20 protein-coding genes are annotated in these 22,368 nt (G+C 67.3%); 8 read left to right on the forward strand and 12 right to left on the reverse strand.

Annotation, left to right across the window (positions count from 1 at the left end; translation table 11 throughout):
* The first annotated feature begins 77 nt into the window (after positions 1-77).
* Positions 78-1,784: an acyl-CoA synthetase gene (locus EAH73_RS11710; RefSeq protein WP_140466693.1), complete on the forward strand. Its 1,707-nt coding sequence runs from the start codon at positions 78-80 to the stop codon at positions 1,782-1,784.
* A 455-nt stretch (positions 1,785-2,239) separates the two neighbouring features.
* On the opposite strand, the gene aspA is transcribed toward EAH73_RS11710, so the two are convergent.
* Positions 2,240-3,646 (reverse strand): aspartate ammonia-lyase, encoded by a 1,407-nt coding sequence (gene aspA, locus EAH73_RS11715; protein WP_140466695.1) that lies wholly within the window; start codon positions 3,644-3,646, stop codon positions 2,240-2,242.
* 297 nt (positions 3,647-3,943) lie between these two features.
* Between aspA and EAH73_RS11720 the strand changes: the two genes are divergently transcribed.
* Positions 3,944-4,267, forward strand: a complete 324-nt coding sequence (locus tag EAH73_RS11720; RefSeq protein ID WP_070741530.1) for a hypothetical protein — start codon at positions 3,944-3,946, stop codon at positions 4,265-4,267.
* Positions 4,268-4,499: 232 nt separating this feature from the next.
* On the opposite strand, the gene EAH73_RS11725 is transcribed toward EAH73_RS11720, so the two are convergent.
* Positions 4,500-6,062, reverse strand: a complete 1,563-nt coding sequence (locus EAH73_RS11725) for an NAD(P)/FAD-dependent oxidoreductase (protein ID WP_140466697.1) — start codon at positions 6,060-6,062, stop codon at positions 4,500-4,502.
* Between the two features lie 151 nt (positions 6,063-6,213).
* Here EAH73_RS11725 and EAH73_RS11730 point away from each other — a divergent pair, with 151 nt between their 5' ends.
* Positions 6,214-6,747: a DUF2911 domain-containing protein gene (locus tag EAH73_RS11730; RefSeq protein WP_140466699.1), complete on the forward strand. Its 534-nt coding sequence runs from the start codon at positions 6,214-6,216 to the stop codon at positions 6,745-6,747.
* Positions 6,748-6,844: 97 nt separating this feature from the next.
* Here the strand turns inward: EAH73_RS11730 and EAH73_RS11735 are convergent, their stop codons facing one another.
* The 4 genes from EAH73_RS11735 to EAH73_RS11750 all read right to left on the reverse strand — a co-directional run bounded on the left by EAH73_RS11735 (position 6,845) and on the right by EAH73_RS11750 (position 9,467).
* A complete protein-coding gene (locus EAH73_RS11735) occupies positions 6,845-7,273 on the reverse strand; it encodes a hypothetical protein (protein WP_140466701.1) in 429 nt (142 codons plus the stop codon).
* An 88-nt stretch (positions 7,274-7,361) separates the two neighbouring features.
* A complete protein-coding gene (locus EAH73_RS11740) occupies positions 7,362-7,781 on the reverse strand; it encodes a hypothetical protein (protein WP_140466703.1) in 420 nt (139 codons plus the stop codon).
* A gap of 66 nt (positions 7,782-7,847) precedes the next feature.
* The gene (locus tag EAH73_RS11745; protein ID WP_140466705.1) at positions 7,848-8,261 is read right to left on the reverse strand and encodes a hypothetical protein; all 414 of its coding nucleotides are present in this window, start codon (positions 8,259-8,261) and stop codon (positions 7,848-7,850) included.
* Between the two features lie 183 nt (positions 8,262-8,444).
* Complete coding sequence (locus tag EAH73_RS11750; protein ID WP_140466707.1) at positions 8,445-9,467, reverse strand: tryptophan 2,3-dioxygenase family protein; 1,023 nt, start codon at positions 9,465-9,467, stop codon at positions 8,445-8,447.
* A gap of 142 nt (positions 9,468-9,609) precedes the next feature.
* Between EAH73_RS11750 and sdaAB the strand changes: the two genes are divergently transcribed.
* The 4 genes from sdaAB (at position 9,610) to EAH73_RS11770 (ending at position 14,658) form a co-directional block, all read left to right on the forward strand.
* On the forward strand, positions 9,610-10,290 hold the full coding sequence (gene sdaAB / locus EAH73_RS11755) for an L-serine ammonia-lyase, iron-sulfur-dependent subunit beta (protein WP_140466709.1): 681 nt from the start codon (positions 9,610-9,612) through the stop codon (positions 10,288-10,290).
* 132 nt (positions 10,291-10,422) lie between these two features.
* Positions 10,423-11,976 (forward strand): TolC family protein, encoded by a 1,554-nt coding sequence (locus tag EAH73_RS11760; protein WP_140466711.1) that lies wholly within the window; start codon positions 10,423-10,425, stop codon positions 11,974-11,976.
* A 107-nt stretch (positions 11,977-12,083) separates the two neighbouring features.
* The gene (locus tag EAH73_RS11765; protein WP_140466713.1) at positions 12,084-13,484 is read left to right on the forward strand and encodes an efflux RND transporter periplasmic adaptor subunit; all 1,401 of its coding nucleotides are present in this window, start codon (positions 12,084-12,086) and stop codon (positions 13,482-13,484) included.
* Positions 13,485-13,668: 184 nt separating this feature from the next.
* Entirely contained in the window at positions 13,669-14,658 is a 990-nt protein-coding gene (locus EAH73_RS11770) for an NAD(P)H-dependent glycerol-3-phosphate dehydrogenase (protein WP_140466715.1), read from the forward strand.
* A 20-nt stretch (positions 14,659-14,678) separates the two neighbouring features.
* Here EAH73_RS11770 and EAH73_RS11775 read toward each other — a convergent pair whose 3' ends face one another.
* On the reverse strand, positions 14,679-15,014 hold the full coding sequence (locus tag EAH73_RS11775; RefSeq protein WP_140466717.1) for a DUF3592 domain-containing protein: 336 nt from the start codon (positions 15,012-15,014) through the stop codon (positions 14,679-14,681).
* A 99-nt stretch (positions 15,015-15,113) separates the two neighbouring features.
* Between EAH73_RS11775 and EAH73_RS11780 the strand changes: the two genes are divergently transcribed.
* A complete protein-coding gene (locus EAH73_RS11780) occupies positions 15,114-15,542 on the forward strand; it encodes an EamA family transporter (RefSeq protein WP_140466719.1) in 429 nt (142 codons plus the stop codon).
* A gap of 77 nt (positions 15,543-15,619) precedes the next feature.
* Here EAH73_RS11780 and EAH73_RS11785 read toward each other — a convergent pair whose 3' ends face one another.
* From EAH73_RS11785 to pdxH, 5 genes are all read right to left on the reverse strand, one after another.
* A complete protein-coding gene (locus tag EAH73_RS11785; RefSeq protein WP_140466721.1) occupies positions 15,620-17,431 on the reverse strand; it encodes a hypothetical protein in 1,812 nt (603 codons plus the stop codon).
* 52 nt (positions 17,432-17,483) lie between these two features.
* Positions 17,484-18,080, reverse strand: coding sequence for a Maf family nucleotide pyrophosphatase (locus EAH73_RS11790; RefSeq protein WP_140466723.1), 597 nt, complete (start codon positions 18,078-18,080; stop codon positions 17,484-17,486).
* An 88-nt stretch (positions 18,081-18,168) separates the two neighbouring features.
* The gene (locus EAH73_RS11795; RefSeq protein ID WP_140466725.1) at positions 18,169-19,932 is read right to left on the reverse strand and encodes a hypothetical protein; all 1,764 of its coding nucleotides are present in this window, start codon (positions 19,930-19,932) and stop codon (positions 18,169-18,171) included.
* 11 nt (positions 19,933-19,943) lie between these two features.
* On the reverse strand, positions 19,944-21,302 hold the full coding sequence (locus EAH73_RS11800; protein ID WP_140466727.1) for a DUF1015 domain-containing protein: 1,359 nt from the start codon (positions 21,300-21,302) through the stop codon (positions 19,944-19,946).
* Positions 21,303-21,407: 105 nt separating this feature from the next.
* Entirely contained in the window at positions 21,408-22,061 is a 654-nt protein-coding gene (pdxH, locus tag EAH73_RS11805) for a pyridoxamine 5'-phosphate oxidase (RefSeq protein ID WP_140466729.1), read from the reverse strand.
* Positions 22,062-22,368: the final 307 nt, after the last annotated feature.

The raw sequence follows: 22,368 nt of genomic DNA on the forward strand, positions 1-22,368 counted from the left end.
ATAATAGGAACATAGTCCAATATCGTGGGCGAGGGCCGGGCCGTATTGTCGGCTTGCAGCCTTTTGCTGCTCGCCTTATGAAAGAATATTTTCAGTATTTCCAGCGCCTTGCCCGGGCCGGATCCTACGCCGCCCTGGCCCAAAAGCCGGTGCCCAAGCCGGAGTTTTTCAACTGGACCGCCGATATTTTTGAGGGCTTGCACGGTGCGGCGCACCCCGGCAAGGCCGCCCTCGTGCTGGTGGACGACGAGGCCGGGGCCCCGGCCCAAAGCTTCAGCTACGGCGAGCTAAGCGGCCGCGCCAACCGCCTGCTCAACTACTGGCGGGCCGAGGGCGTGGGCCGCGGCCAGGCCGTGCTGCTGATGGTGCCGGTAGTGGCCGAGCTCTGGCTCACCTACCTGGCCGGCATCAAGGGCGGGCTGCTGCTGGTGCCGGTGGCCACCATCCTTTCCGTGCCCGACCTGGTGTACCGCTTCGGCCACCTGCTGCCCGCCGTGGTGGTGGCCGATGCCGAAAACGCCGAAAAGATTGACCAGGCCGAGCAGCAGCTGGGCCAGCGCATCGGGCTGAAAATGCTGGTGGGCCCCACCAAGCGGCCCGGCTGGGTGGGCTTCGCGGCCACCGACGGCCAGCCCGCCGAGGCCGCCGCCGCCGCCACCCGCGCCGACGACCCGCTCTTTCTGTTCTTCACCTCGGGCACCACGGGCCTGCCCAAGGTGGTGGTGCACACCCACTTCTCGTACCCGGTGGGCCACCTGAGCACCGCCGCCTGGATTGGCCTGCGGCCCGACGACGTGCACTGCAATGTGGCGCAGGCCGGCTGGGCCAAGTTTGCGTGGAGCAGCTTTTTTGCGCCTCTTGGCGTGGGGGCCACGCTGCTGGTGCACCGGCCGGCCGGCCGGTTTGCGGCCGGGGCCCTGCTGCGGGTACTGGCCGAGCAGGGCGTCACCACGTTTTGCGCGCCGCCCACCGTGCTGCGCCTGCTCATCCTGGAAGACCTCACGCAGCACGCCTTTAATTTCCGCGAGTGCGTAAGCGCCGGTGAGCCGCTCAATCCGGAGGTCATCGACGCCTGGCAGCGCGGAACCGGTGTGCTGCTGCGCGACGGCTACGGCCAAACCGAGAGCACGGCGATGGTGTACAACCTGCCCGGCGCGGCGGTACGCCCGGGCTCGATGGGCCAGCCCTCGTTCATGTACGATGTGGTGGTGGCCGACGACGACGGGGCGGAGTTGCCGGCTCTGGCCGAGGGCCACATCGCCGTGCGCCAGCACCCGGACCGGCCCAATGGCCTGTTCAAGGAGTACTTCGGCGAGCCCGGGCGGGCGGCCACCGTGTTTCGCCACGGCCTCTACTACACCGGCGACAAGGCCTACCGCGACGTCGATGGCTACGTGTGGTTTGTGGGCCGCGACGACGACGTGATCAAATCGAGCGGCTACCGCGTGGGGCCCTTCGAGGTCGAGAGCGTGCTCGTCGAGCATCCGGCCGTGGTGGAGGCCGCCGCCGTGGCCTCGCCCCACGCCGTCAAGGGCCACGAAATCAAGGTGTTTGTGCTGCTGCGCCCCGAGGTGGCGGCCTCCCCGGCCCTGGCAGCCGAGCTGTTTGCCTATTCCCGCACGCACCTGGCCCCCCACAAGATGCCGCGCCTGCTGGAGTTCGTGCCCGAGCTGCCCAAAACCATCAGCGGTAAAATCCGCCGCGTCGAGCTGCGCGCCGAAGAAGCCCAGCACCGGCTGGGCGGTGGGCCCCCGCGGGCCACAGAGTATTTCTACGGCAAATAGCGCCTTCCATCGCGTGCTTACCTGGGGGCCCCAGGGTGGGGCCCCCAGGTAAGCACGCGGCGATTCGGCCCGCTGGCTGCGTCAGAACCGGCCGAGCCGCAAGCGCCGCCAGAGTAGGGCTTTGCCGGGCGCGCGCCGGCCGTTGCTGGCGCAGGGGGGCGGGGGATTAGCGGGGGGAGGGAAAATAATTATCATACTAAAACAACACTATTTAGAATTAATCTTAATAGTGTTGCGGTCGATTTGCTGGCGTTTGCAGTAAGATGACCGTTGTTGAATGAAATATGCTTTACTTATCTATCTGATTGTCAGTATTTCGTGGGAGAATACGCTCAGGTAAATTGTTGTCGTTAAGAATAGTAAGTGTCAGCCAGTTCCTAGTGGCCATCAGCTAATCGCCCAGCACTTAGCTGCCCACTGGGGCCCCCAGCGCCCGCCGGGGGCCCCAGCGGTGGCTACTGCATAAATACGGGCCGGATTAGGTTTTCGAAAGTGAAAATCTCGTCCCACTTGGCCTGGGTGAGCAGCTGGCGCTCGGTCACGGCGATGTCGTGCACCGATTTGCCGGTGGCCAAGGCTTCCTTGGCGATGCTGGCGCTGGCCTCGTAGCCCAGCACGGGGTTGAGCTGCGTGACGATGCCGATGCTGTTGTGCACCAGGGCGGCGGCGTGGGCGGCGTTGGCCGTGATGCCCACCACGCACTTTTCGCGCAGCGTGTCGCAGGCGTTGGTGAGGTAGGAAATAGAGGTGAACAGGGCGAAGGAAATGACGGGCTCCATCACGTTGAGCTGGAGCTGGCCGGCCTCGGCGGCCATCGTCACCGTGAGGTCGGCCCCGATGACGTAGAACGCCGTTTGGTTCACCACCTCGGGCACCACCGGGTTCACCTTGCCGGGCATGATGCTGGAGCCCGGCTGCAGGGCCGGCAGGTTTATCTCGTTGATGCCGCACCGGGGCCCCGACGAGAGCAGGCGCAAGTCGTTGCAGATCTTGCTGAGCTTCACGGCCGTGCGCTTGAGCACGCCCGAAAGCTGCACGTAGGCCCCTGTGTCGTAGGTGGCCTCGATGAGGTCGCCGGCCAGCAGCAAATCCAGGCCGGTCACGGCGCGCAGGTGCTGCGTGACGAGGCCCGCGTAGCCGGGCGGCGTGTTCACACCGGTGCCGATGGCGGTGGCGCCCATGTTGATTTCGGAGATGAGCCGGCGCGAGTCGTCGATGCGCAGCAGCTCCTCGCGCAGGTTGGTAGCGAAGGCGTGGAACTCGTCGCCCATGCTCATCGGCACGGCGTCCTGGAGCTGGGTGCGCCCCATTTTCAGCACGTTGTGAAACTCCACGCCCTTGGCGGCGAAGGCTTCGGCCAGGGCCCCCAGGGCCTCGCGGTAGCCCACCAGCTTGTTGTTGAGGGCGATGCGGAAGGCGGTGGGGTAGGCGTCGTTGGTGCTCTGCGAGCAGTTCACGTGGTTGTTGGGGTGGCAGTACTGGTACTCGCCCTTGGCGTGACCCAGGGCCTCCAGGGCCACGTTGGCAATCACCTCGTTGGCGTTCATGTTCACCGACGTGCCGGCCCCGCCCTGAATCATGTCGGTGAGGAACTGATCGTCGAACTCGCCGGCCGCCACCCGGTCGCAGGCCCCCACGATGGCGTCGGCAATGGCCGGGTCGAGCACGCCCAGCTCCTTGTTGGCCAGGGCGGCGCCTTTTTTCACCAGGGCCAGCGCCTGCACAAACAGCGGCTCGGAGCGGATGGGGATGCCCGTGATGCGGAAGTTTTCCAGCGCTCGCAGCGTTTGGATGCCGTAGTAAACGTTGTCGGAAAGGGCGCGTTCGCCCAGGAAGTCGTGCTCGATGCGGGAGGTGCTCATGCCAAAAAGGGGAGGGGAAAGGAAGGTGGGGAAGCGAATACGGTAGCGCTTCTACGCAAAAGTGCGCCCGGCCGCCCGGTTTCTGTTAGGGCCCCCGGCGGCCCGGCCTGGGCGGCTGGGGGCCCCAAGGGCCCGGCGGGGCGTGCCGGGCCGGCTGGTTTTGGCTTGGCCAAAATAATTAGCTAATAGTTTTTGAATTACTAATATAATTGTGAAAATAATCTGCTAAATTAGCGTTCCCGCGCACGAAATGCGGGTTAATCTGGTTAGCAAGCCGTACTACTAATTCTGCGCATTATGCTGCAAATGATGATCACCAAGCGCATTGGGCGCCGCCAGTTCCACTTCACCGTGCAGGGCAGCAACTTCCACGAAACCGTGGCCGAGTACGACCGCCTGAGCTTCCCCGACGTGGCCGCCTGCGCCCTGTGCGGCTCCGACAACCTCGATCTGACCAGCCGCGTGGCCCAGGGCAAGTTTAAGTACACCTCCATCAAGTGCCTGAGCTGCCGCGGCGACCTCACCTTCGGCAAAAACAAAGACGACGAGCAGAGCTACTTCCTGCGCAAAAAAGAAAGCGGCGAGCTGGACTGGCGCGCCTACGAAAAAGCCGAGAAATAGGGCCCCACGGCCAGGGCCCCCCGGCGCCCGGCTAGGGCCCCGGGGGCGTGCATGAATAGAAAAAAAGGCCGTCGTGCCGAGTGTCTCGAATTATCCCTCCTGCGCAAGTAATTAAGGTTACTGCTGCGGAGGAGATGCTCCGACACGCTCGGCACGACGGCCTTTTTTGCGGCAAACGAAAGCTTTAGCTGGTGCTTCTTATATGCCTGGGCACCGCAGCCTTATGCCGCCGCTACAGCAGCGCGGCGATGGCCTCGGCTACCCGCTCGCCGTCCATGGCGGCGCTCACGATGCCGCCGGCGTAGCCCGCGCCCTCGCCGCACGGAAACAGGCCCTGCACCCCCGGGTGCTGCAAGGTGTGCTGGTCGCGCGGGATGCGCACCGGGGCCGACGTGCGGCTTTCCACGCCCACGATTTGGGCGGCGTTGGTGGCGTAGCCGGGGATTTTGCGCCCGAAGCTGGCGAAGCCCTGGCGCAGGCGCTCGGCTAGTGGGGCCCCCAGCACGTCGTCCATCCGCACCGATACCAGGCCGGGCTGGTAGGAGGTTTCGAGCAGCTGGGCGGAAGGTTTTTTCTTCAGGAAGTCGCCCAGCAGCTGCGCCGGGGCCCGCTGGGTGCCGCCGGCCGCCTGGCAGGCACGCTGCTCCAGCGCCTGTTGGAAACGCAGGCCGGCCAGGGCCCCGTACTGGGCCACGTCGAGGTCCTCCAGCTCCACGGCCGCCACGATGCCCGAGTTGGCGAAGCGCGAGTCGCGGCGGCTGGGGCTCATGCCGTTCACCACCACCTCGCCGGGGGACGTGGCCGCGGGCACGATGAAACCGCCCGGGCACATGCAAAACGAAAACACGCCCCGCTGGCGGCCCTGCACCTCGGTTTGCTGTACCAGGGCGTAGGAGGCGGCCGGCAGCAGCCCGCGCTCGGGCCGGCGGTACTGGGCGCGGTCAATCAGCTCCTGCGGGTGCTCCACGCGCACGCCCAGGGCGAAAGGCTTGGCCTCGATGAGGACCCCGCGCCGGTGCAGTAGCTCGTAAATGTCGCGGGCCGAGTGGCCGGTGGCCAGCACCGTGGCGTCGGCCGTTAGGGCCGCGCCGTCGGCCAGCACCACGCCGCGCAGCTGGTTGTTTTCGAGGATAAAATCCGTCACCCGGGCCCCGAAGCGCACCTCGCCGCCGGCCGCGGCAATGGCCTCGCGCAGGGCCCGCACCACGTCGGGCAGCTTGTTGGTGCCGATGTGGGGGTGGGCATCGACTAAAATATCGGGCGTGGCGCCGTGCTGCACCAGGCGGCGCAGCACGCGGCCCACGTCGCCGCGCTTGGTGGCGCGGGTGTAGAGCTTGCCGTCGGAGTAGGTGCCCGCCCCGCCCTCGCCGAAGCAGTAGTTCGAGTCGGGGTCCACGGTCTGCTCCTTGTTGATGGCGGCCAGGTCGCGGCGGCGGGCGCGCACGTCCTTGCCGCGCTCCAGCACGATGGGCTTCATTCCCAGCTCGATGCAGCGCAGGGCGGCAAAGAGCCCCGCCGGCCCGGCCCCCACAATGAGCACCGTGCGGCGGGCCCCGGCCACGCTGGGGTACTGAAACCAGGGCCCGAATAGCTCGCGCGGCGGGGCCCCGGTGTACACCTCGGCCCGCAGGCGCACCAGCGGCTGCCGGCCGCGCGCGTCAATCGAGCGGCGCAGCAAGTGCACAAAATCGGCCTCGCCGGGCCGCAGGCCGGCCTGGCGCAGGATGGCCTCGTAGCGGGCAAATTCATCAAAGGCCACCTCGGGCGGCAGCAGGATTTCCAGTTCTTGTTTCACGGGGCGGGGCGGAAGGTGGTTATCCTTCTAACGGGCGCAAAGGTCGGCACCGGCGGCGGAAGTTGGGGCCCCAGCCGCGCCCCAAACCAAACCCCCGGGCGCGCCCGTACCTTCGGGCCCCATTCACATCACCCACTTTTTTGTTCGCTTTATGCAAACCCGTTTTTTCGCTCCGGCCCTGGGGGCCCTGCTGCTCGTAGCCGCCGCCGCCCAGGCCCAAGACGCCAAGCCGCCCGAGGATAAGTCCAAGCGGCCCAGCCCGCCGGCCACCGCCTCGGCCGTCGTCAACGGCACCACCGTTACCATCGACTACAGCCGCCCATCGCTGAAGGGCCGCAAGGCGTTTGGCGAGCTAGAGCCCTACGGCAAGGTGTGGCGCACGGGGGCCAACGAGGCCACTACTTTCACGGTAGACAAAGCGGTGAAAATCAACGGTAAAGCATTGGCGGCCGGTAAATACAGCCTCTTCACCATCCCCACCGCCACTAATTGGACGGTCATCTTCAACAAAGAGCCCAACCAGTGGGGCGCCTACAAGTACAAGGAATCCGACGACGTGCTGCGCGTGATGGTGCCGGCTAAAAAGCTTGCTTCCCCGGTCGAGGTATTCGACATTACCGTTGACAAAGCTGGCAAAGTGGCCCTGAAGTGGGACATGACCGAGGTGGACTTCACCGTGAAATAGGGCCCCGGGCATTCCCTTTAACGCCCAAAAAAAGCGCCGGCCCGCAAGGGGCCGGCGCTTTTTTTGGGCCCTCGGAGCCGTTGCGGTCACCGCACGGTCACCGCACGGTCACCGTGTCGGTCAGGAACGCGGTGCCGTCGGCGGTGCTGGTAAAGCGCACCAGGTACTGCCCGGCCTGCTGGGCCGTGAAGTAGTAGGAGAGGGCCCGGGGCGCGGGCGTTTCGCCGGTGCAGGCGCACTTGGCGTAGTAACCCACGGGCCGCACAAACAGGGTGGTGCTGCCCGTGCCCGCCGGCGTTTCCTGGAACTGGCGCGACTCGGTGCAGCTGGGCGTGCCCAGGGCCACGGTGGTTTTGATTTCGAGCGGCACGCCCACCCGGGCCATGCCGGTGGTGGGGGCCGTAGCAACGGCCGCGAAAAACTCGTTTTCGGCGCAGGCGTCGTCGTTCTTTTTGCAGCCCGCCAGCGGCCAGGCCGCAGCCAAAGCCAGCGCGGCCAGGGCCCCGCGGGTAAAGTTTGTTTTCACAACAGGACAGGGGATAATGATTGGCAGGTGGCATGCCGGGGGCCCCTGCGGGGGCGTGCGCCGCCGCGGTTCATTTGTTGAGCTTAAGCTATTGGGTAAGCAAAAAATCGCCGTAGCGCTGGTGCGTGTCTGCGTTGCTGAGCAGCACCCGCAGCGAGTCTGTTTTGTAGATAAAGGGCCCCGTGGGCAGGGTGGAATAATTGATTTGCTGGGTGCCGGCGGGCGCGAGCAGGCTCGTTTGGCCCTCGGCCACCAGCACGTACTGGGGCCCCGTGTAGCGCCTGATTTGGAACTGGTAGCGCACCTGCACCGTGTCGGGGTTGCGAAACCCGAGGGCTACCAGGTCTTGGGCGGGGCCGTACCGGGAGGGAATAATGAGGTGCAGGCGCGGCGTGGGGCTGTGCCACTCAGCATCGGCATCGGCCCGGTGGGCCCCCGAATCGGTTTTTGAATTCCCGCACCCGGCGAGCAGCGCCCCACCAATGGCCAGGGCAAACGGTACTTTCATTGGTTGTGTGGGAGGAATAATTAATTCCGGTACCGGCTGGGGCCCGCCGCCCAGCCGGTACCGGAATTAATTAGTGAGCTGAAAATCGCCGTAAAATTCGTGCGTATCGGTGTTGGTGAGCAGCACGTGGATGGCATCTTTTCCGTAAACGTACTGCCCGGTGGGCAGGGTAGAATAATTAATCTGTTGGGTTTCGCCGGGCTTCAGCAGCCGCGTCTTGTCGGTACCGATTTCCACGTAAGTGGCCCCGGTGTAGCGCCGCAGCTGGAAGTCGTAGCCGGTGTTGACCGCGTCGGGGTTGCGAAAAATAACGGCGACGGAATCTTGCGCCGGCCCGTACTTGGAGGGCACCACCAGCTGAAGGCGGGTGGTGGGGCTGGGGTACCAGGTGGGGTCGACCCGGTACGGGTTATCGTCCGATGATTTGGAACAGGATGCCAGACCTAACAGGCACAGCAGTAGCGGGGTTAACGGTTTCATAGAATGGTGGGTGGGATTGGCAAGTAGCATAGTGATAAACAGGGCCGCGAGCGAGCGCGGCCGGGCAGACTAGTTCAACGAAAAATGGTACGGAAGTGTTGACGCCCCGGCTGTGTAACAGTCCTATTCCTAGGTAAAAGCGTGCCAAAAAAGCCGTCCCGGCGCGGGGTTCTTTGGTACGCGCTATTTTTTCCCCGCTTCGTCCAATACGGTTTCCACCCAGCCCTTGCCCCAATCGGCTAGCTCCTGGGCGCTCCAAAGGGCGGGGTAGAAGACGCGGCGCTGGAACTTGGGGGGCAGGTAGCTGCGCCAGTTGGTGCCGCCGGTGGCGGCCACGTCGGTGGGGTCGCGCTGGAGGTAGCGCACGGCCGACTTGAAGTGCATCAGCGGCCAGTTCACGTTCACGCTCACATCGAGCTGGCGCAGGGCCCGCACCAAGCGCGGGTGGCGCTGCTCGGCTTCGGGCAGGCGCTGCACCACGGCCCACACGTTGCACTGCTTGTAGGCCTGGGCGTGGGCCACGAGCTGGGCCGTGTATTTGCGCTCGAACTCCACCAGGGTCAGGGCCTTGGCTCCGGTTTCCTCCACGGTGGCCCCGGCCTTCCAGTAGATGCAGCCGAAGAGCTGCTGGTGGTCGGGGCTCTGGCCCAGGGCCAGGCGCTGCTGCTCGTCGGTGAGGTTTTCGAGGGCCGTGCTGGCAATTTCGATCAGGCGGTACTGCACGCTCTGGAAGCCCGAGGCCGGCATCAGGGCCATGCGGAATTCGAGGAACTGCTGCTTGTCCATGCCGTCCACCATCACGTCGAACGAGTCGATGAGGTTCTCGAAGTAACGGTTCACGCGGTTCACGCGCAGCACCACTTCGCCCAGGGTGGGGGCTTCCAGGGCCCCCAGCTGTTCGTACTCACAAAGACAGAGCTTGAAGTACAACTCCGTGATCTGGTGGTACATGATGAAGATGCGCTCGTCGGGCAGCTGCGTGAGCGGGCGCTGGAGCGAGAGCAGCGTATCAAGCTCGATGTAGTCCCAGTAGTTGACGTAGTCGGCGCGGTAGAGGCCTTCGAGGTAGGCAGCCAAGTCCTGGCCGTCGGCGGCGTACTTGGCTTGCAGGCGGCGCAGCTGGGCCAGCACGGCGGGCGAAAATTCGGCGGCGGCGGCGGGGTTTTCGGCAGGGTTTTCGGCGGGAGCGAGCGGGTCGAGGGGCATGGCAGGAGGGGAAGGGGCCCCAAAAATACCCTGCGCCCGGTGGCTGGGGCCGCGCCGGCTGCATCCGCCGGACGCTATATAGCCCAGGGGGCCAAAGAACCCGGCGGCGGTCCGGCCGTTGGGCCCTACTTTTGGGGCTGTTATGGCAGAGAAATCCAGCATTTTCGACATGATCGGGCCGGTGATGATCGGGCCCAGCTCATCGCACACGGCCGGGGTGGTGCGCATCGCGCGGGCCGCCATCCGCATCCTGGGGGCCGTGCCCACCGAGGCGGTGGTCACGTTCTACAACTCGTTTGCCCGCACCTACGAGGGCCACGGCTCCGACCGCGCCATTGTGGCCGGGCTGCTGGGCTACCCGCCCGACGACGTGCGCATCCGCACGGCCTTCGACCACGCCGCCGAGGCCGGCCTGCGCTACACGTTCCAGAGCGTGGGCAACGCCTCCACCATGCACCCCAACACCATCAAGCTCAACCTGCTCGACGGGGCCACCGGCCGCCGGGTGGAGGTGGTGGGCCAGAGCCGCGGGGGCGGCGTGATCCGCATCGTGGAGGTCGACGGCTTTCCGGCCGACTTCTCCGGGGCCCTGCACACGCTCATCGTCGACGCCCGCGACGAGCCCGGCTCCATTGCCTTTATTGCGTCGGTCATTGCGCACGACGAATGCAACATCGCCACCATGTTTGTGAGCCGCAAGGGTAAAAACGACGCCGCGCGCCAGTTTATTGAAATGGACAGCCCCGTGAAAGACCTGACCCTGTCTTACTTGCGCGCCCTGGGCTGGGTGCAGCACATCACCTACATCCCCACCCTGGAGTAGGGCCCCGGGCCGAAAGGCCGCGGCGCACCATATTTTGCCCCGTAATGCGCCGGCCCCGCGGCGCGATAACTGCCGCGCCGGGGCGCTTTTCGCCGGGTGCCCTTTCCTTCTACCAACCTGCTTTCTGCCGTGATGAACCGTTTACAACTGCGCGAGGGGCCCCGGCGCTGGGCCCCCGGCCTGCTGGCCCTGTTGGGCGTGGCGCTGGCCCCCGGGGGCCCCGCCTGCGCCCAGGCGGTGCCCGCCGCCCCGGCGGTGCTGGGGGCCCCCGCCCCGGCCGCCCCCGTGCCCACGGGCCCCTGGACGCTGCAAGCCGCCGTGGACTACGCCCTGGCCCACAACCTGACGGTGCGCCTCAACCAGCTCCAGGCCCAGAGCAACGGCCAAGTGCTGCGCCAGAGCAAGGCCGCGTTGCTGCCCACCATCAACCTGAACGCCACCCAGGGCTGGAACTACGGTACGTACGTGAACCCGGTAACCTCGCAGTTTCAGAACGCCACCACCCGCTCCAACAACCTGGCGGGGCAGGCGCAGGTGGTGCTGTTCCAGGGCTTTCAGCTGCGCAACACCATCAAGCGCAACGTGCTCGACTACGAGGCTAGCCTGGAGGATACCGAAAAGTCGCGCAACGACCTGAGCCTCAACGTAGCCTCGCAATTCCTCCAGCTGGTGCTGGCCCAGGAGCTGGTGCGCGCCAACCAAACGCGGGTGGCCAGCGACCAGGCCCAAATTGACCGCTCCAACATCCTGCTCAAGGCCGGCAGCATCCCCGAAAGCACGCTGCTCGACAGCCAGTCGCAGCTCGCCACCGACGAGCTGAACGTGATTACGGCCCAAAACCAGGCCGACCTGGCCCGCCTGGCCCTGTTGCAGCTCATGAACATCGACCCGGCCGGGGCCCAGGGCTTTGCCATTGAGGTGCCCCCGCTGCCCGACCCCGACCAGGAGGCGCCCTACGTGGTGGACCTCAACCAAACGTTTCAGATTGCCGCCAGCACCAAGCCCGAAATCCGGGCGGCCGACTTGCGCGTGCAAAGCGCCCGCCGCGGCACCGACATTGCCCGGGCGGGGTACTACCCCCGCTTTGTGCTCGGGGGCTCGCTCTCCACGCTGTATTCCTCGTCGCAGTCCACGCGCATCTTCACCGGCGACTCCACCAGCGCCCAGTCGATTCCGGTGTTTCAGAACACGCCCAACGGACTGTTGCCCACCTCCTTTCAGGTGCTCACCGGCAAGCAGCCCAACTTCGAAACGCTGCCGACGAACTTTTTTGATCAGCTGAGCAACAACTACGGCAAGGCCGTGCAGTTTGCCCTGCAAATTCCGGTGCTGAACGGCCTGCAGGTGCGCACGGGCGTGCAGCGGGCCCTCATCAACGAGCAGTCGGCCAGCGTGCGCGCCGAGCAGGCCCGCCTCACGCTGCGCCAGGGCATCGAGCAAGCCTACGCCGACGCCCGCGCCGCCCAGCTCCAGTACGCCGCCGCCACGCGCCAAGTGGCGGCCCTCACGCTCACGCAGCGCAATTCGGAAATCCGCTTCAACAACGGCCTGCTCAATGGCACCGAATTCAACATCGCCAAAAACAACCTCACCTTCGCCGTTTCCAACCAGCTGCAGGCCAAGTACACCTTCATCTTCCGCCGCAAGGTGCTCGACTTTTACCAGGGCAAGCCGCTCGCGTTGTAGCATTTAACATTTACCAATTAACATTTAACAACCGCTAAGCCAGTGGCGGCGGTTGCGAATGTTGGGGGTTGAATGCGAAGTGTTAAATGTTAATTGATACATGTTAAATGAAAAATAACCGCTTACTCTACATCTTGGGGGCCTTGGTGCTCGTGCTGATCGGGGGCTTCGCCATCGCCAAAAAGCAGGGCTGGGTGGGCGCGCCCGTCGGCACCGAGGTGCTCGTGGAAACCGCCGGCCCGGCCAACATCACCGAAAAGGTGAGCGCCTCGGGCAAGGTGCAGCCCGAAACGGAAGTGAAAATCTCGCCCGACGTATCGGGCGAAATCATCGAATTGTACGTGCAGGAGGGCGACTCCGTGAAGAAAGGCCAGCTGCTGCTGCGCATTCGCCCCGACAACTACCAGGCCCAGGTGAACTTGCAAAGCGCCCAGGTGGGCACCCAGCGCGCCAACGTGGGCCAGGCCGACGCCCGGTTGCAGCAGCTGATTGCCACGGCCAAGCAAACTGAGCTGACGTACCGCCGCAACGCCTCGCTCTACAAGCAAAAGGTGATTTCGCAGTCCGACTACGAGGCCAGCCAGGCCGCCTACAACGCCTCGCAGGAAGAAATCAACTCGGCTCGCCAGTCCATCCGCGCCGCTCAGAGCACCGTCACGGCCGCCTCGGCCTCGCTGGAAGAAGCGCGCAAGAACCTGAACAAGACCACGATCTACGCCCCGGTGAGCGGCACGGTGAGCAAGCTCAACGTGAAGAAGGGCGAGCGCGTGGTGGGCACCACCCAAATGGCGGGCACCGAAATCATGCGCATCGCCAACCTCAACAACATGGAAGTGCGCGTGAGCGTGAACGAGAACGAAGTAACCAACGTGAACCTGGGCGACTCGGCCGAGGTGGAGGTGGACGCCTACGCCAGCCGCAACGAGAAGTTCCGGGGCATCGTCACCAACATTGCCAACACGGCCAAAGACGCCCTGACGGCCGAGGCCGTGACCGAGTTTGAGGTCCGCATCCGGCTGCTGCCCGAGAGCTACCGCCACCTGGTGCGCGTGGTGAAGGGCCAAACCGTCGTGCCCTTTCGCCCGGGCATGACGGCCTCGGTCGACATCATCACCGAGCGCAAGCCGCACGTGCTCAGCGTGCCGCTGTTTGCCGTTACCACCCGTTCCGACTCGGCCGTGGCCACGGCCGAGGGCCCCGGCGGCGGCAGCGGCATGGGCCGGGCCGGCGGCACGGCCACCCTGGTGGGCCCCAAAACCAGCCCCGACAAGCCCGCCATCCAGGAGGTGGTGTTTGTGGTGAAGGACGGCAAGGCGGTGCTCACGCCGGTGAAAACGGGCATCACCGATTCCAAGAACATTGAAATCCTGGGCGGCGTCGCGGCCGGCACGGTCGTCGTCACGGGGCCCTTCCGGGCCGTGGCCAAAGAGCTCAAAGACGGCGGCCGGGTGGTCATCAAAGACGCCAAAACGCTGAGCAAGGAAGCCCTGGCCGACCCCAAGCCGTAGATAGTGTAGTTGTCCGTTGCTAGTTGTCCGTTGCTCGTTGTGCGTTGCCCAAACTTGTCGTCTGCGTCTGGGGCCCCTGTCCCTAACAACTGACAACGAGCAACCGACAACTAAAAGGGGCCCCTGTCCCTGACAACGAGCGATTGACAACTGAAAAGCCATCCTTCTTTCCCCACCCATTCCGTTGGAAAAAATTGCCATGCTCGGCGGCGGCTCCTGGGCCACCGCCCTCGTCAAAATCCTGAGCGAAAACGGCGCCCGCGTCGACTGGTGGCTGCGCGCCAAAGACGACGTGCAGCACCTGCTGCGCACCCGCCACAACCCGCGCTACCTCTCCTCGGTGCAGTTCGACCTGAACCTGGTGTACCCCGCCACCGACCTGGCCGACGTGGTGGAGGAGGCCGACTGGGTGGTGCTGGCCGTGCCCGCCGCCTTCGTGCAGCCCGTGCTCGACAAGCTCGACCGCGACGCGCTCAAGCACAAAAAGGTCGTGTCGGCCATCAAGGGCATGCTGCCGGGCAAAAACCAGCTCGTGACCGACTACGTGGCCGAGCGCTTCCGGCTGCCGCGCACCCAGCTCGGCGTCATCGCCGGGCCCTGCCACGCCGAGGAAGTGGCCCTCGAAAAGCAAAGCTACCTCACCATCGGCTCGCCCGACGCGGCCCTGGCGCATGATTTCTGCGAGCTGCTGCGCAACCGCTACGTGCGCGCCCACCCGGCCCTCGACCTCGACGGCATCGAGTACTGCGCCGTGATGAAAAACATCATCGCCCTCACCGGCGGCATTGCCCACGGCGTGGGCTACGGCGACAACTTCCTGGCCGTGCTGGTGAGCAACGCGGTGCAGGAAATCCGCCGCTTTTTGCAAGCCATCAGCCCCCTGGCGCGCGACCTCTCGGCCTCCGCCTACCTCGGCGACCTGCTGGTGACGGCCTACTCGCAGTTCTCGCGCAACCGTACCTTCGGCGGCATGGTGGGCCGCGGCTACTCCGTGAAATCGGCGCAGCTGGAGATGAACATGATTGCCGAAGGCTACTACGCCGTCAAGTCCATCCACGAAATCAACCGCAAGCTCAACGTCCACATGCCCATCACCACGGCCGCCTACCGCGTGCTCTACGAAAAGGTGTCCCCGCAAGTAGAAATGGAGCTATTGAAGGAGCAACTGCGGTAATTGCTCAGGAGCCCGCTGATTCAAGCGAAGCTTCCACTGGTAATAATCCGGAAATTTTGGGGATTTGATTTCTCGTAAATCAGCGTAATCTTCTGGCCAACGGAAAACCTGGGAACGGCGAGTGCTAGTCCGTTTTCATCCAAGAATTCGATGGTCTCGCCGTTCTCGGTGGTAAATCGAACAACTGGACGAGTTACGCTAACCCTTCCCCAAGAAAGCGTATTTCTTACAACGGTTCCCTGTACTCGGATGCCGTTCTTTCGAAACCATTCCATTTCCTGGTCTTTTGCTTTGCCAACGACCACAAGCAAGATTGCCCCGACTAACAGCGCGATAAAAAAGTATAGGGGTTCCATACCATAAATTTAACGGACACGCGGGCGTAAAAAACGCTGGAGAAGCCAATTCAAAAGCATCTCAGATTCCCGGCTGCGCTCGGAATGACAAATTCAACTATGCCCAATTGGCTTCCCTTGGCGCTGCTCACGGCCCTGTGCCTGGCCGGCTACAACTTCTTCCTCAAGCTGGCCGCCGAGCACGTTCCGCCCGCTGTGGGGGCCGTGGTGCTGCAGTTGGTGGCCGCGGCCCTGGGCGGCGCGTGGCTGCTGCACCTGAAGCTGCAAGGGCAGCCGCTGCCGGTGAGCGGCAAGGGCCTGGGGCTGGCGGCGCTGGCCGGGCTGGGCGTGGGGCTGGCCGAAATTCTGGCGTTTGTGGTGTTTCGGCGCGGGGTGCCGGCTTCCGTGGGCACGCCCGTGATTGTGGGCGGCTCGGTGTTGTTCACCGCCATCTTGGGGCTGGTGGTGCTGCGCGAGGGCCTGAGCTGGCCCCAGGCGGGGGGCCTGGTGCTGGTGGTGGCGGGCATTGCGCTGCTGGCGCGCGGGTAGTAGGTTTTTAGTTGTCAGCTGTTCGTTGTCAGTTAGTTCGCAACTTATTGGCTGACAACTGACAACGAACAACTGCCTCAGTCGAAGAGCGGGTCGTGGCCGACGGGCTGGCCCGGGGCGGGCAGCGCGTAGATGTCGTCCACGCCGTCGTGGTAGGCGGGGCGGGCGGGCCGGGGCGGGCGGTAGGGGCCCTGGTAATCGGGCGGCACCACCACGTAGCGGTAGCGCACGCCGGGCTGGGCGCTGGTGTCGAACTGCCAGCGGCGGCCGGGCGTGCGGTAGTGGGCCAGGAATAGAAAGTGCAGCGACGACTCGTTATTGCCCACCAGCACGCGGCCCGGCGGCTGGGTGGCCAGCCAGTCGAAGGCCCGCCAGGTGGCCCCCACGTAGCGGCGGTTGGCCGCTACCAGGTAGCACATGGTGTACGTTTGGTAGGCCACGAACAAGCCCAGGGCCAGCCCCGCCAGCCGGGGCCCCCAGGGCCCCGGGCGGGCCCGCAGCCCGGCATCCACCACCAGGCCCACCAACACAAAGAAGTACAGCGCCTTGTAGAGCAGCACCCGCTCGGGCGGCAGCACCCGCTGCACCGCCAGCAGGGCGTAGGGCAGCAGCACGAACCACAGCGCCGGCAGGCCCAGGCGCCGCACCGCCGCCCGCAGGTCGGGCGCCAACCGGGCCCCCGCCGGGCCCCACAGCAGCCACCCAAACGCCCCGAGCCCGGCCCCAAACGCCAGGGCCCCCACCGTGCGCTGCCCGGCCAGCGTGCCCTCCGTGAACCACGCAAAGGCCGGCAGCGCGTGCGCAAACACCGGCCACGGCCGCGACGCCACGTAGCCGTTGGCCAGCAGCAGGCGCCAGCCCGAGAGCAGCAGCAGCGGCGCGTAGAGCAGCGCCGCCCCCGCCCCGATGCCCGCCCCCACGGCCACCGCCCGGCCCAGCCCGGCCCAGTCGCGCCGCCCCAGGCACCCCAGCCCCAGGTAGCCGCTGGCCGAGGCCACCACGTAGGCAAACGCCGGCACCGTGTAGCAGCCCAGGATGCCGCTGGCCAGCAGCGCCGCCCAGGCCACGCGCGGGGCCTGGGGCCGGGCCCGCAGCGCCACCAGCGCCAAAAAGTGGACGCCCGCCAGCGTCATCAGCAGCCAGTAGCCGCGCCCGGCCACGGCGTGGTACAGGCTCAGCTGGAGCCAGGCGAAGGGCGTGAGGGCCACCAGTGCCGCCCGAAACGTACCGAAGCGCACCAGCCCCGCAAACAGGGCCCCCGTGCCGGCCGTGGCCGTGAGCAGCACCGGCAGCCGCAGCGTAAACCACAGGTCGGGACTCACCTGAAAAAACAGCCAGCTCAGCGTATTGGCCAGCACGTGGTTGTTGGGCACGGGGTAGAAGCTGCTCACCGCCAGCAGCCCCGGGCGGACGAAAAAGTCGTAGCCCGCAATCTCGTCCGGGTGGTAAGCTTTGACAAGCCCGAAAAACAGGCGTGCCCCGGTGAGCAGCGCCAGGCTGGCCCCCGCCGCCCAGCGCTGGGCCGAGGGCAGGCCGGCCAGCGTGTGCCACGCGCCGGCCCCGGCGGCCCGGGTTTCGGCGGCCAGGGCCCCCAGCTGCCGCCGCCCGCGCCGGCCGGCCCCCGCCAGGGCGGCGGCCAGCGCCAGGGCCCCCGCGCCGCCCAGGGCCAGCTGCTGGGCACGGGCAAATTCCGCCGCCGACACGCGCACCGGCAGGTAGTCGTAGTACCCGTTGTGGAAGGTGATGCGGCCCAGGGCCCGCACGTCGGCGTAGGTGGCCTGGCCGAGCACCAGCGCCGCGTAGGCGGCGCACAGGGCCAGGGCCCCCAGCAGCAGGGCCGCCAAAAACCGCGCATTGGCGGGGCCCAAAGGCGACGGGGAAGCGGGCATGGCGCGGGGCAACAAGGGGGATAACCAGCGGGGGCGGCCGGTCAAAAGAAAACTAGTGCCCCGGCTGCGGGGCCGCCGCCGGCAGGGCCCCCAGCCGCGCCAGCTCGGCCCACACCCGGTGCACGGGCAGGCCCATCACGTTGAAGTAGGAGCCCTCGAGGCGCGTCACGCCCACCATCCCCACCCAGTCCTGGGCCCCGTAGGCCCCGGCCTTATCGAAGGGTTTGTAATGGGTAATGTAAAAGTCAATCTCGGCGGAGCTCAGGGGGCGGAAGTGCACGGTGGTCTGGTCCGAAAACACTACTTGCCGGCCGTCGCCCGTGCGCAGGCACACGCCCGTGAACACCTCGTGGGCCCGCCCTTGCAGGCGCGTGAGCATGGCGGCGGCGTCGGCCGCGTCGGCGGGCTTGTTGAGCACCTCGTCCCCCAGGCACACAATGGTGTCGGCGGTAATCACCAGCTCGTCGGGGGCCAGGTCGGCGGCGTAGGCGGCGGCCTTGTGGGCGGCCAGGTACTCGGCCACCGCGGCCCGGCGCAAGTGGGGCGGAAAGTCCTCGTCCACGGCGCGCAGGCGAATTTCGTAGGCCAGGCCCAGGTCCGTCAGCAATTGGCGGCGGCGGGGCGAGTTGGAAGCTAAAATCAGGCGCATGGTGGCGAAGGGAAAGCGGCGCGGGGACCCAAAGAAAGCAGCAGCAAGCAGCAGCGGGGCCCCGCCGCAAAACTACGCGCCGCGCCGCTCAGGGGCGGGGCCCCGCGCCGGCGCGCTGGTATACGCACAGCGGGCCGGTGCAGAGCCCGGGCCGGTAGCGGCGCGGCGCGAGCCAGGCCGGCAGTGCCTCGCCGCGGCCGAGCACCAGGTAGTCGTAGCTGCCGGCGCGAACCCCGGGCCGGGTGTCGGGGCCCCGCATGGCGGGCAGCGGGCGGCGGTGGCGCCGGGCTTGGTGCGCCAGGTACAGGTCGTAGCCGGGCACGCCAACGAGCACGCGGCCCGGTGGGCGGGCGGCGAGCCAGTCGGCCACCCGCCGGTAACTCTGGTCGTCGCGCCGGGCCACCGCCTGCGTGCGCACCTGCTGCGCCACCCGAAACCCGGCGTGGCCCAGGCCCAGGGCCCCGGCCAGGGCCCAGGCCGCCCGCCCGGGGCCCCGCCACCGGCGCGCCCCGGCCTCCAGGGCCAGGCCGGCCAGCACCAGGGCCGGCCACGCGGTGTGGTAGAGGGTGCGCCCGGGCGGCATCACCCCCTGGAGCAGCAGCAGGGGCACCGGGGCTACCGCGCCCGCCCAGGCCAGCCACGCCGCGGGCCGCCACGCGGGCGCGCCCCAGCGCCGCACGGCGGCGGGCCCCAGGGCCAGCAGCCCGAGCAGCGGCCACCCCAGCACCGCCCGGCCGTAGAGCAGCGTGACCGTCACGGGTACGTAGTAGGGCAGCAGGTGCTGCCAGAAAAAGGCCGGGGCCAGGCGCGCCACGTAGGGGTTGGCCAGCAGCAGGGGCCAGCCCGTGAGCCAGCCCACGGGCAGGTACAGCAGCGCGGCCAAAACGGCCACGCCCGCGCCGGCCACCAGCGCCTGGCGCCGCCGCCGGGCCGCGGCGCGGCCCCGGCCCAGCACCACCAGCGCCGCCACCGACCCCGCAAACGGGTAGAGAAACGTCGGAATCAAGTAAAAGCCCGCCCCGCTGGCCCCCGCCCACACGGCCCAGGCCAGGCGGTGGCCGGCGGGGCCCCGCAGCAGCACCAGCGCCGCCAGCCAGGCCGCCTGGGCGCACAGCGCCTGGGGCCCGTAGCCGCGGGCCGTCACGGCGTACTCCAGGCCCATGGGCAAAAACTGAAACAGCAGCGTGGCCAGCGCCGCCACGCGCCAGGTGGTGAGGCGCGCCAGCCCCGCAAACCCCACCACCAGCCCCACCAGCCCCAGCCCAAACACCGGCAGGCGGGCCAGCAGCTCGGGGGCCTCCAGCGGGGTCCCGCGCAGCAGCGGCCACACCAGCAGGCTGTGCAGCACGTGGTTGTTGGGCAGCAGGTAGAAGCCCGCCGCCACGGCCGGCCCCGGGGCCACGAAGTAGTCGAGCGTCACGAGCTCGTCGGGGTTGAGCGGGGTGGCCGCCAGCAGGTACGTGCGCACGGCGGCCACGGCCAGCAGCAGGGCCCCGGCCGCCCACCGGGCCGGGCCGGGCGTGCGCCGCCACCCCGCCGCCAGCGCCCGCCCGGCGCGGCGCACGTCGTGGGCCAGCCGCCGGGCCTCGTGCCCGGCGGCCCGGCGCCAAAAGCCCAGCCCCAGGGCCCCGGCGGCCAGCAGCCCGCCGGCCACGGCGCGCAGGCGGGCGTAGTCCGGGGCGTTGTGGGCCAGGGGCTGGGCGGGCCAGGGGGCGCTGGCGAGCCCGGCGGCGGCGTTGGCCGCGTCCAGGGCAGGGGCCAGGGCCCCGTAGGGCACTCCGCCGTAGAGCAGCACCAGGTGCAGGCCCACCAGCCCCGCGCCGGCCAACAAGAGCAGCAGCAAAAAGCGCATACCGGCCGGGCCTACGCGGGCCCCGCGCCCGCCGCGGGGCCCTGGAAGTACTGGTCAAACCCGTTGCCGGCCTCCTCGTCGGCGATGCTGCTGAAGAGGAAGCCGCCCAGGGTTTTGGGGTAGAAGAAGGTGGACTTGGCCGGCATCACGGCCCCGGCGTGGCACACGGCCTCCACCTCGGCCATGCTCACCTCGTTCACGATGAGCGCGGCGCGGGCCTCGCCGCGGTCCACCCGCTGGAGGCATTCGGCGAAGCTGCGCACGTAGGCCACGCCCGGCCAGGCGCGCTGCGCGGCGGGGCCCCCCAGGCCCAGGGCTTTTTCCAGCACAAAATAGTGCAGCACCGTCAGGTCCAGGTCCTTCACTTCGGCGGCCGTGTCCCAGTCGAGCAGGGCGTGGGCCTCCGGCCGGAGCCGGATTTTATAGGCCTGCCCGCCCAGGTACAGCCCGAAGGCCCAGCGCTTGCCGGCAATGCGTTCGGGCAAGTCGGCGGCTTCCTCCAGCGGCAGCACCGTGAAGTAGGGCCCCAGGCGGTCCAGAAACTCGGCGTCGGTCAGCGCGGGGCCGCCGGGGCCGTCGGGCAGCGCCAGCAGCAGGCGGTGGGTGGGCAGGATGCGCAAGTCGTCGCTGGCCGCGTTGGTGAGGTACATGAGGTGGTAGTTCCAGGGCTCGCGGCCGGTGGCGGCGGCCCCGGCTTGCGCCTGGCGGGCGCGGCGGTGCGCCAGCGAGCCCTCGTAGCGGTGGTGGCCGTCGGCCAGAATCACCGTGCGCCCGGCCAGCACTTCCTGAAACCGCCGAATCACGGCCGCGTCCTGCACCACGGCCAGCACGTCGCGGGCCCCCTGGTAGTCGTCCTCGGTTTGGTAGAGGGGCGCGCGCATGGCCTCGTCGAGGTAGGCTTCCAGCTCAAAGGCATCGTCGCGGTAGAGCCCGTGGGTGGCGCTGGTCTGAAACTCGGTGCGGGCCAGCAGGGCGGCGCGCTCGCTCACGCTGGCCGGCAGCGTGTTTTCGTGGCGCAGCACCACGCCCTCGGCCCAGTCGTAGGCCCGGATGTGGCACATGAAGCCCTTGCGGCAGTACTCGCGGGGGCTGCCCGGCAGCCGGAAGTACTGGTAATAGGCGTAAATGCCGGGCAGCGCGTCTTGCCGGAGCACGCCCTCGGCCTCCCAGCGCCGCAGCGTGGCCAGGGCCGCACCGGCCGGATCGTCGCCCTGCGGCACGGCCAAATGAATGGAGTTGAGCGGATTGCGGTAGAGCGCCGCCCGCTGCCGGGCCGACACCACGTCGAACAGCGGCGACACGTAGGCGTCGATGTCGGCGCCCAACGCCGGGGCGTAGCGCCAGCCGCGCAAGGGTTGAATTTCAGCCACTTATTTCAGTTATCAGTTAGCAATTACCAGTGAGCGGTTGGCTCGAATGACCCGTGGCCTGTTTATCGGTTAACTGCTCACTGTTAACTGATAACGGCCCATTGCCTAGGGGGCCAGGCGCGTGATGTGCCAGGCCCCGTCCACCAGCTCGTACACCAGGCGGTCGTGCAGGCGGCTGGGGCGGCCCTGCCAGAACTCGAGCCGGTGCGGCCGCAAAATGTAGCCGCCCCAGTGCGGCGGGCGCGGCAGCGGGTCCTGGCCGGCAAATTCGGTCTCCACGGCCTGTTCGCGGGCTTCAAGCTCTTCGCGGCTGCCGATGACCTGGCTCTGGGGCGAGGCCCAGGCCCCGAGCTGGCTGCCCCGCGGGCGGCTGCGGAAGTAGTCGGTCGACATTTTTTCCGGTGCTTTTTCCACCCGTCCCTCCACGCGCACCTGGCGCTCGAGGCCGGGCCAGAAAAAAGTAGCCGCGGCCAGCGGCTGGCCGGCCAGCTCGCGGCCCTTGCGCGAGTCGTAGTTGGTGTAAAACAAAAAGCCGGCGTCGTCGGGCAGGCCCTTGAGCAGCACCACGCGGGCGCTGGGCTGGCCGGTGGCTGCGTCTACGGTGCTCAGGGTGAGGGCGGTGGGCTCGTCGAGCCGGGCGGCCACGGCCTCGTCGAGCCAGGCGCGGAACTGGCGCACGGCATCGGGCTGGGCCTCGGCTTCGGCCAGGGTGCGCTGGGTGTACGATTGGCGCAGGTCGGCAAGCTCTTGGTCGGTCATGGCAATTTTTAGTTAACGGTGGGCGGGGAGCAGTTAACAGTTTTCAGTCAATAAAGGCCCGGGCCGCTGGGGCACCGGCTGCGTCCGCGGCGGAACCCGTCCGCGCCGGCAGCGGTTGCCGGGTAGCCCCGCGGCCCGGCCGTGGCGCAAATGCGGCCGCAAGGTACTACGGCCGCCCCGGGGCCCTGTTCACCCAAAGCAGCGCCCTGGCAACTGCCAACGGATACTTATTAAACACCCGTGCACAAGTAAACAGCCGACACTTTTGGCCCAACTGCTTGCCTTTGAAAACAAAAGCCATCGGCTA

The sequence above is a fragment of the Hymenobacter nivis genome (assembly GCF_006439025.1).
Lineage (GTDB): Bacteria > Bacteroidota > Bacteroidia > Cytophagales > Hymenobacteraceae > Hymenobacter > Hymenobacter nivis_A.

Coding starts and splice junctions, on each gene's coding strand:
- EAH73_RS11760 (WP_140466711.1), top strand. CDS start 10,423: ATGAACCGTTTACAACTGCGCGAGGGGCCCCGGCGCTGGGCCCCCGGC.
- pdxH (WP_140466729.1), bottom strand. CDS start 22,061: ATGACCGACCAAGAGCTTGCCGACCTGCGCCAATCGTACACCCAGCGC.
- EAH73_RS11780 (WP_140466719.1), top strand. CDS start 15,114: ATGCCCAATTGGCTTCCCTTGGCGCTGCTCACGGCCCTGTGCCTGGCC.
- aspA (WP_140466695.1), bottom strand. CDS start 3,646: ATGAGCACCTCCCGCATCGAGCACGACTTCCTGGGCGAACGCGCCCTT.
- EAH73_RS11775 (WP_140466717.1), bottom strand. CDS start 15,014: ATGGAACCCCTATACTTTTTTATCGCGCTGTTAGTCGGGGCAATCTTG.
- EAH73_RS11710 (WP_140466693.1), top strand. CDS start 78: ATGAAAGAATATTTTCAGTATTTCCAGCGCCTTGCCCGGGCCGGATCC.
- EAH73_RS11745 (WP_140466705.1), bottom strand. CDS start 8,261: ATGAAACCGTTAACCCCGCTACTGCTGTGCCTGTTAGGTCTGGCATCC.
- EAH73_RS11790 (WP_140466723.1), bottom strand. CDS start 18,080: ATGCGCCTGATTTTAGCTTCCAACTCGCCCCGCCGCCGCCAATTGCTG.
- sdaAB (WP_140466709.1), top strand. CDS start 9,610: ATGGCAGAGAAATCCAGCATTTTCGACATGATCGGGCCGGTGATGATC.
- EAH73_RS11765 (WP_140466713.1), top strand. CDS start 12,084: ATGAAAAATAACCGCTTACTCTACATCTTGGGGGCCTTGGTGCTCGTG.
- EAH73_RS11795 (WP_140466725.1), bottom strand. CDS start 19,932: ATGCGCTTTTTGCTGCTGCTCTTGTTGGCCGGCGCGGGGCTGGTGGGC.
- EAH73_RS11720 (WP_070741530.1), top strand. CDS start 3,944: ATGCTGCAAATGATGATCACCAAGCGCATTGGGCGCCGCCAGTTCCAC.
- EAH73_RS11750 (WP_140466707.1), bottom strand. CDS start 9,467: ATGCCCCTCGACCCGCTCGCTCCCGCCGAAAACCCTGCCGAAAACCCC.
- EAH73_RS11730 (WP_140466699.1), top strand. CDS start 6,214: ATGCAAACCCGTTTTTTCGCTCCGGCCCTGGGGGCCCTGCTGCTCGTA.
- EAH73_RS11740 (WP_140466703.1), bottom strand. CDS start 7,781: ATGAAAGTACCGTTTGCCCTGGCCATTGGTGGGGCGCTGCTCGCCGGG.
- EAH73_RS11785 (WP_140466721.1), bottom strand. CDS start 17,431: ATGCCCGCTTCCCCGTCGCCTTTGGGCCCCGCCAATGCGCGGTTTTTG.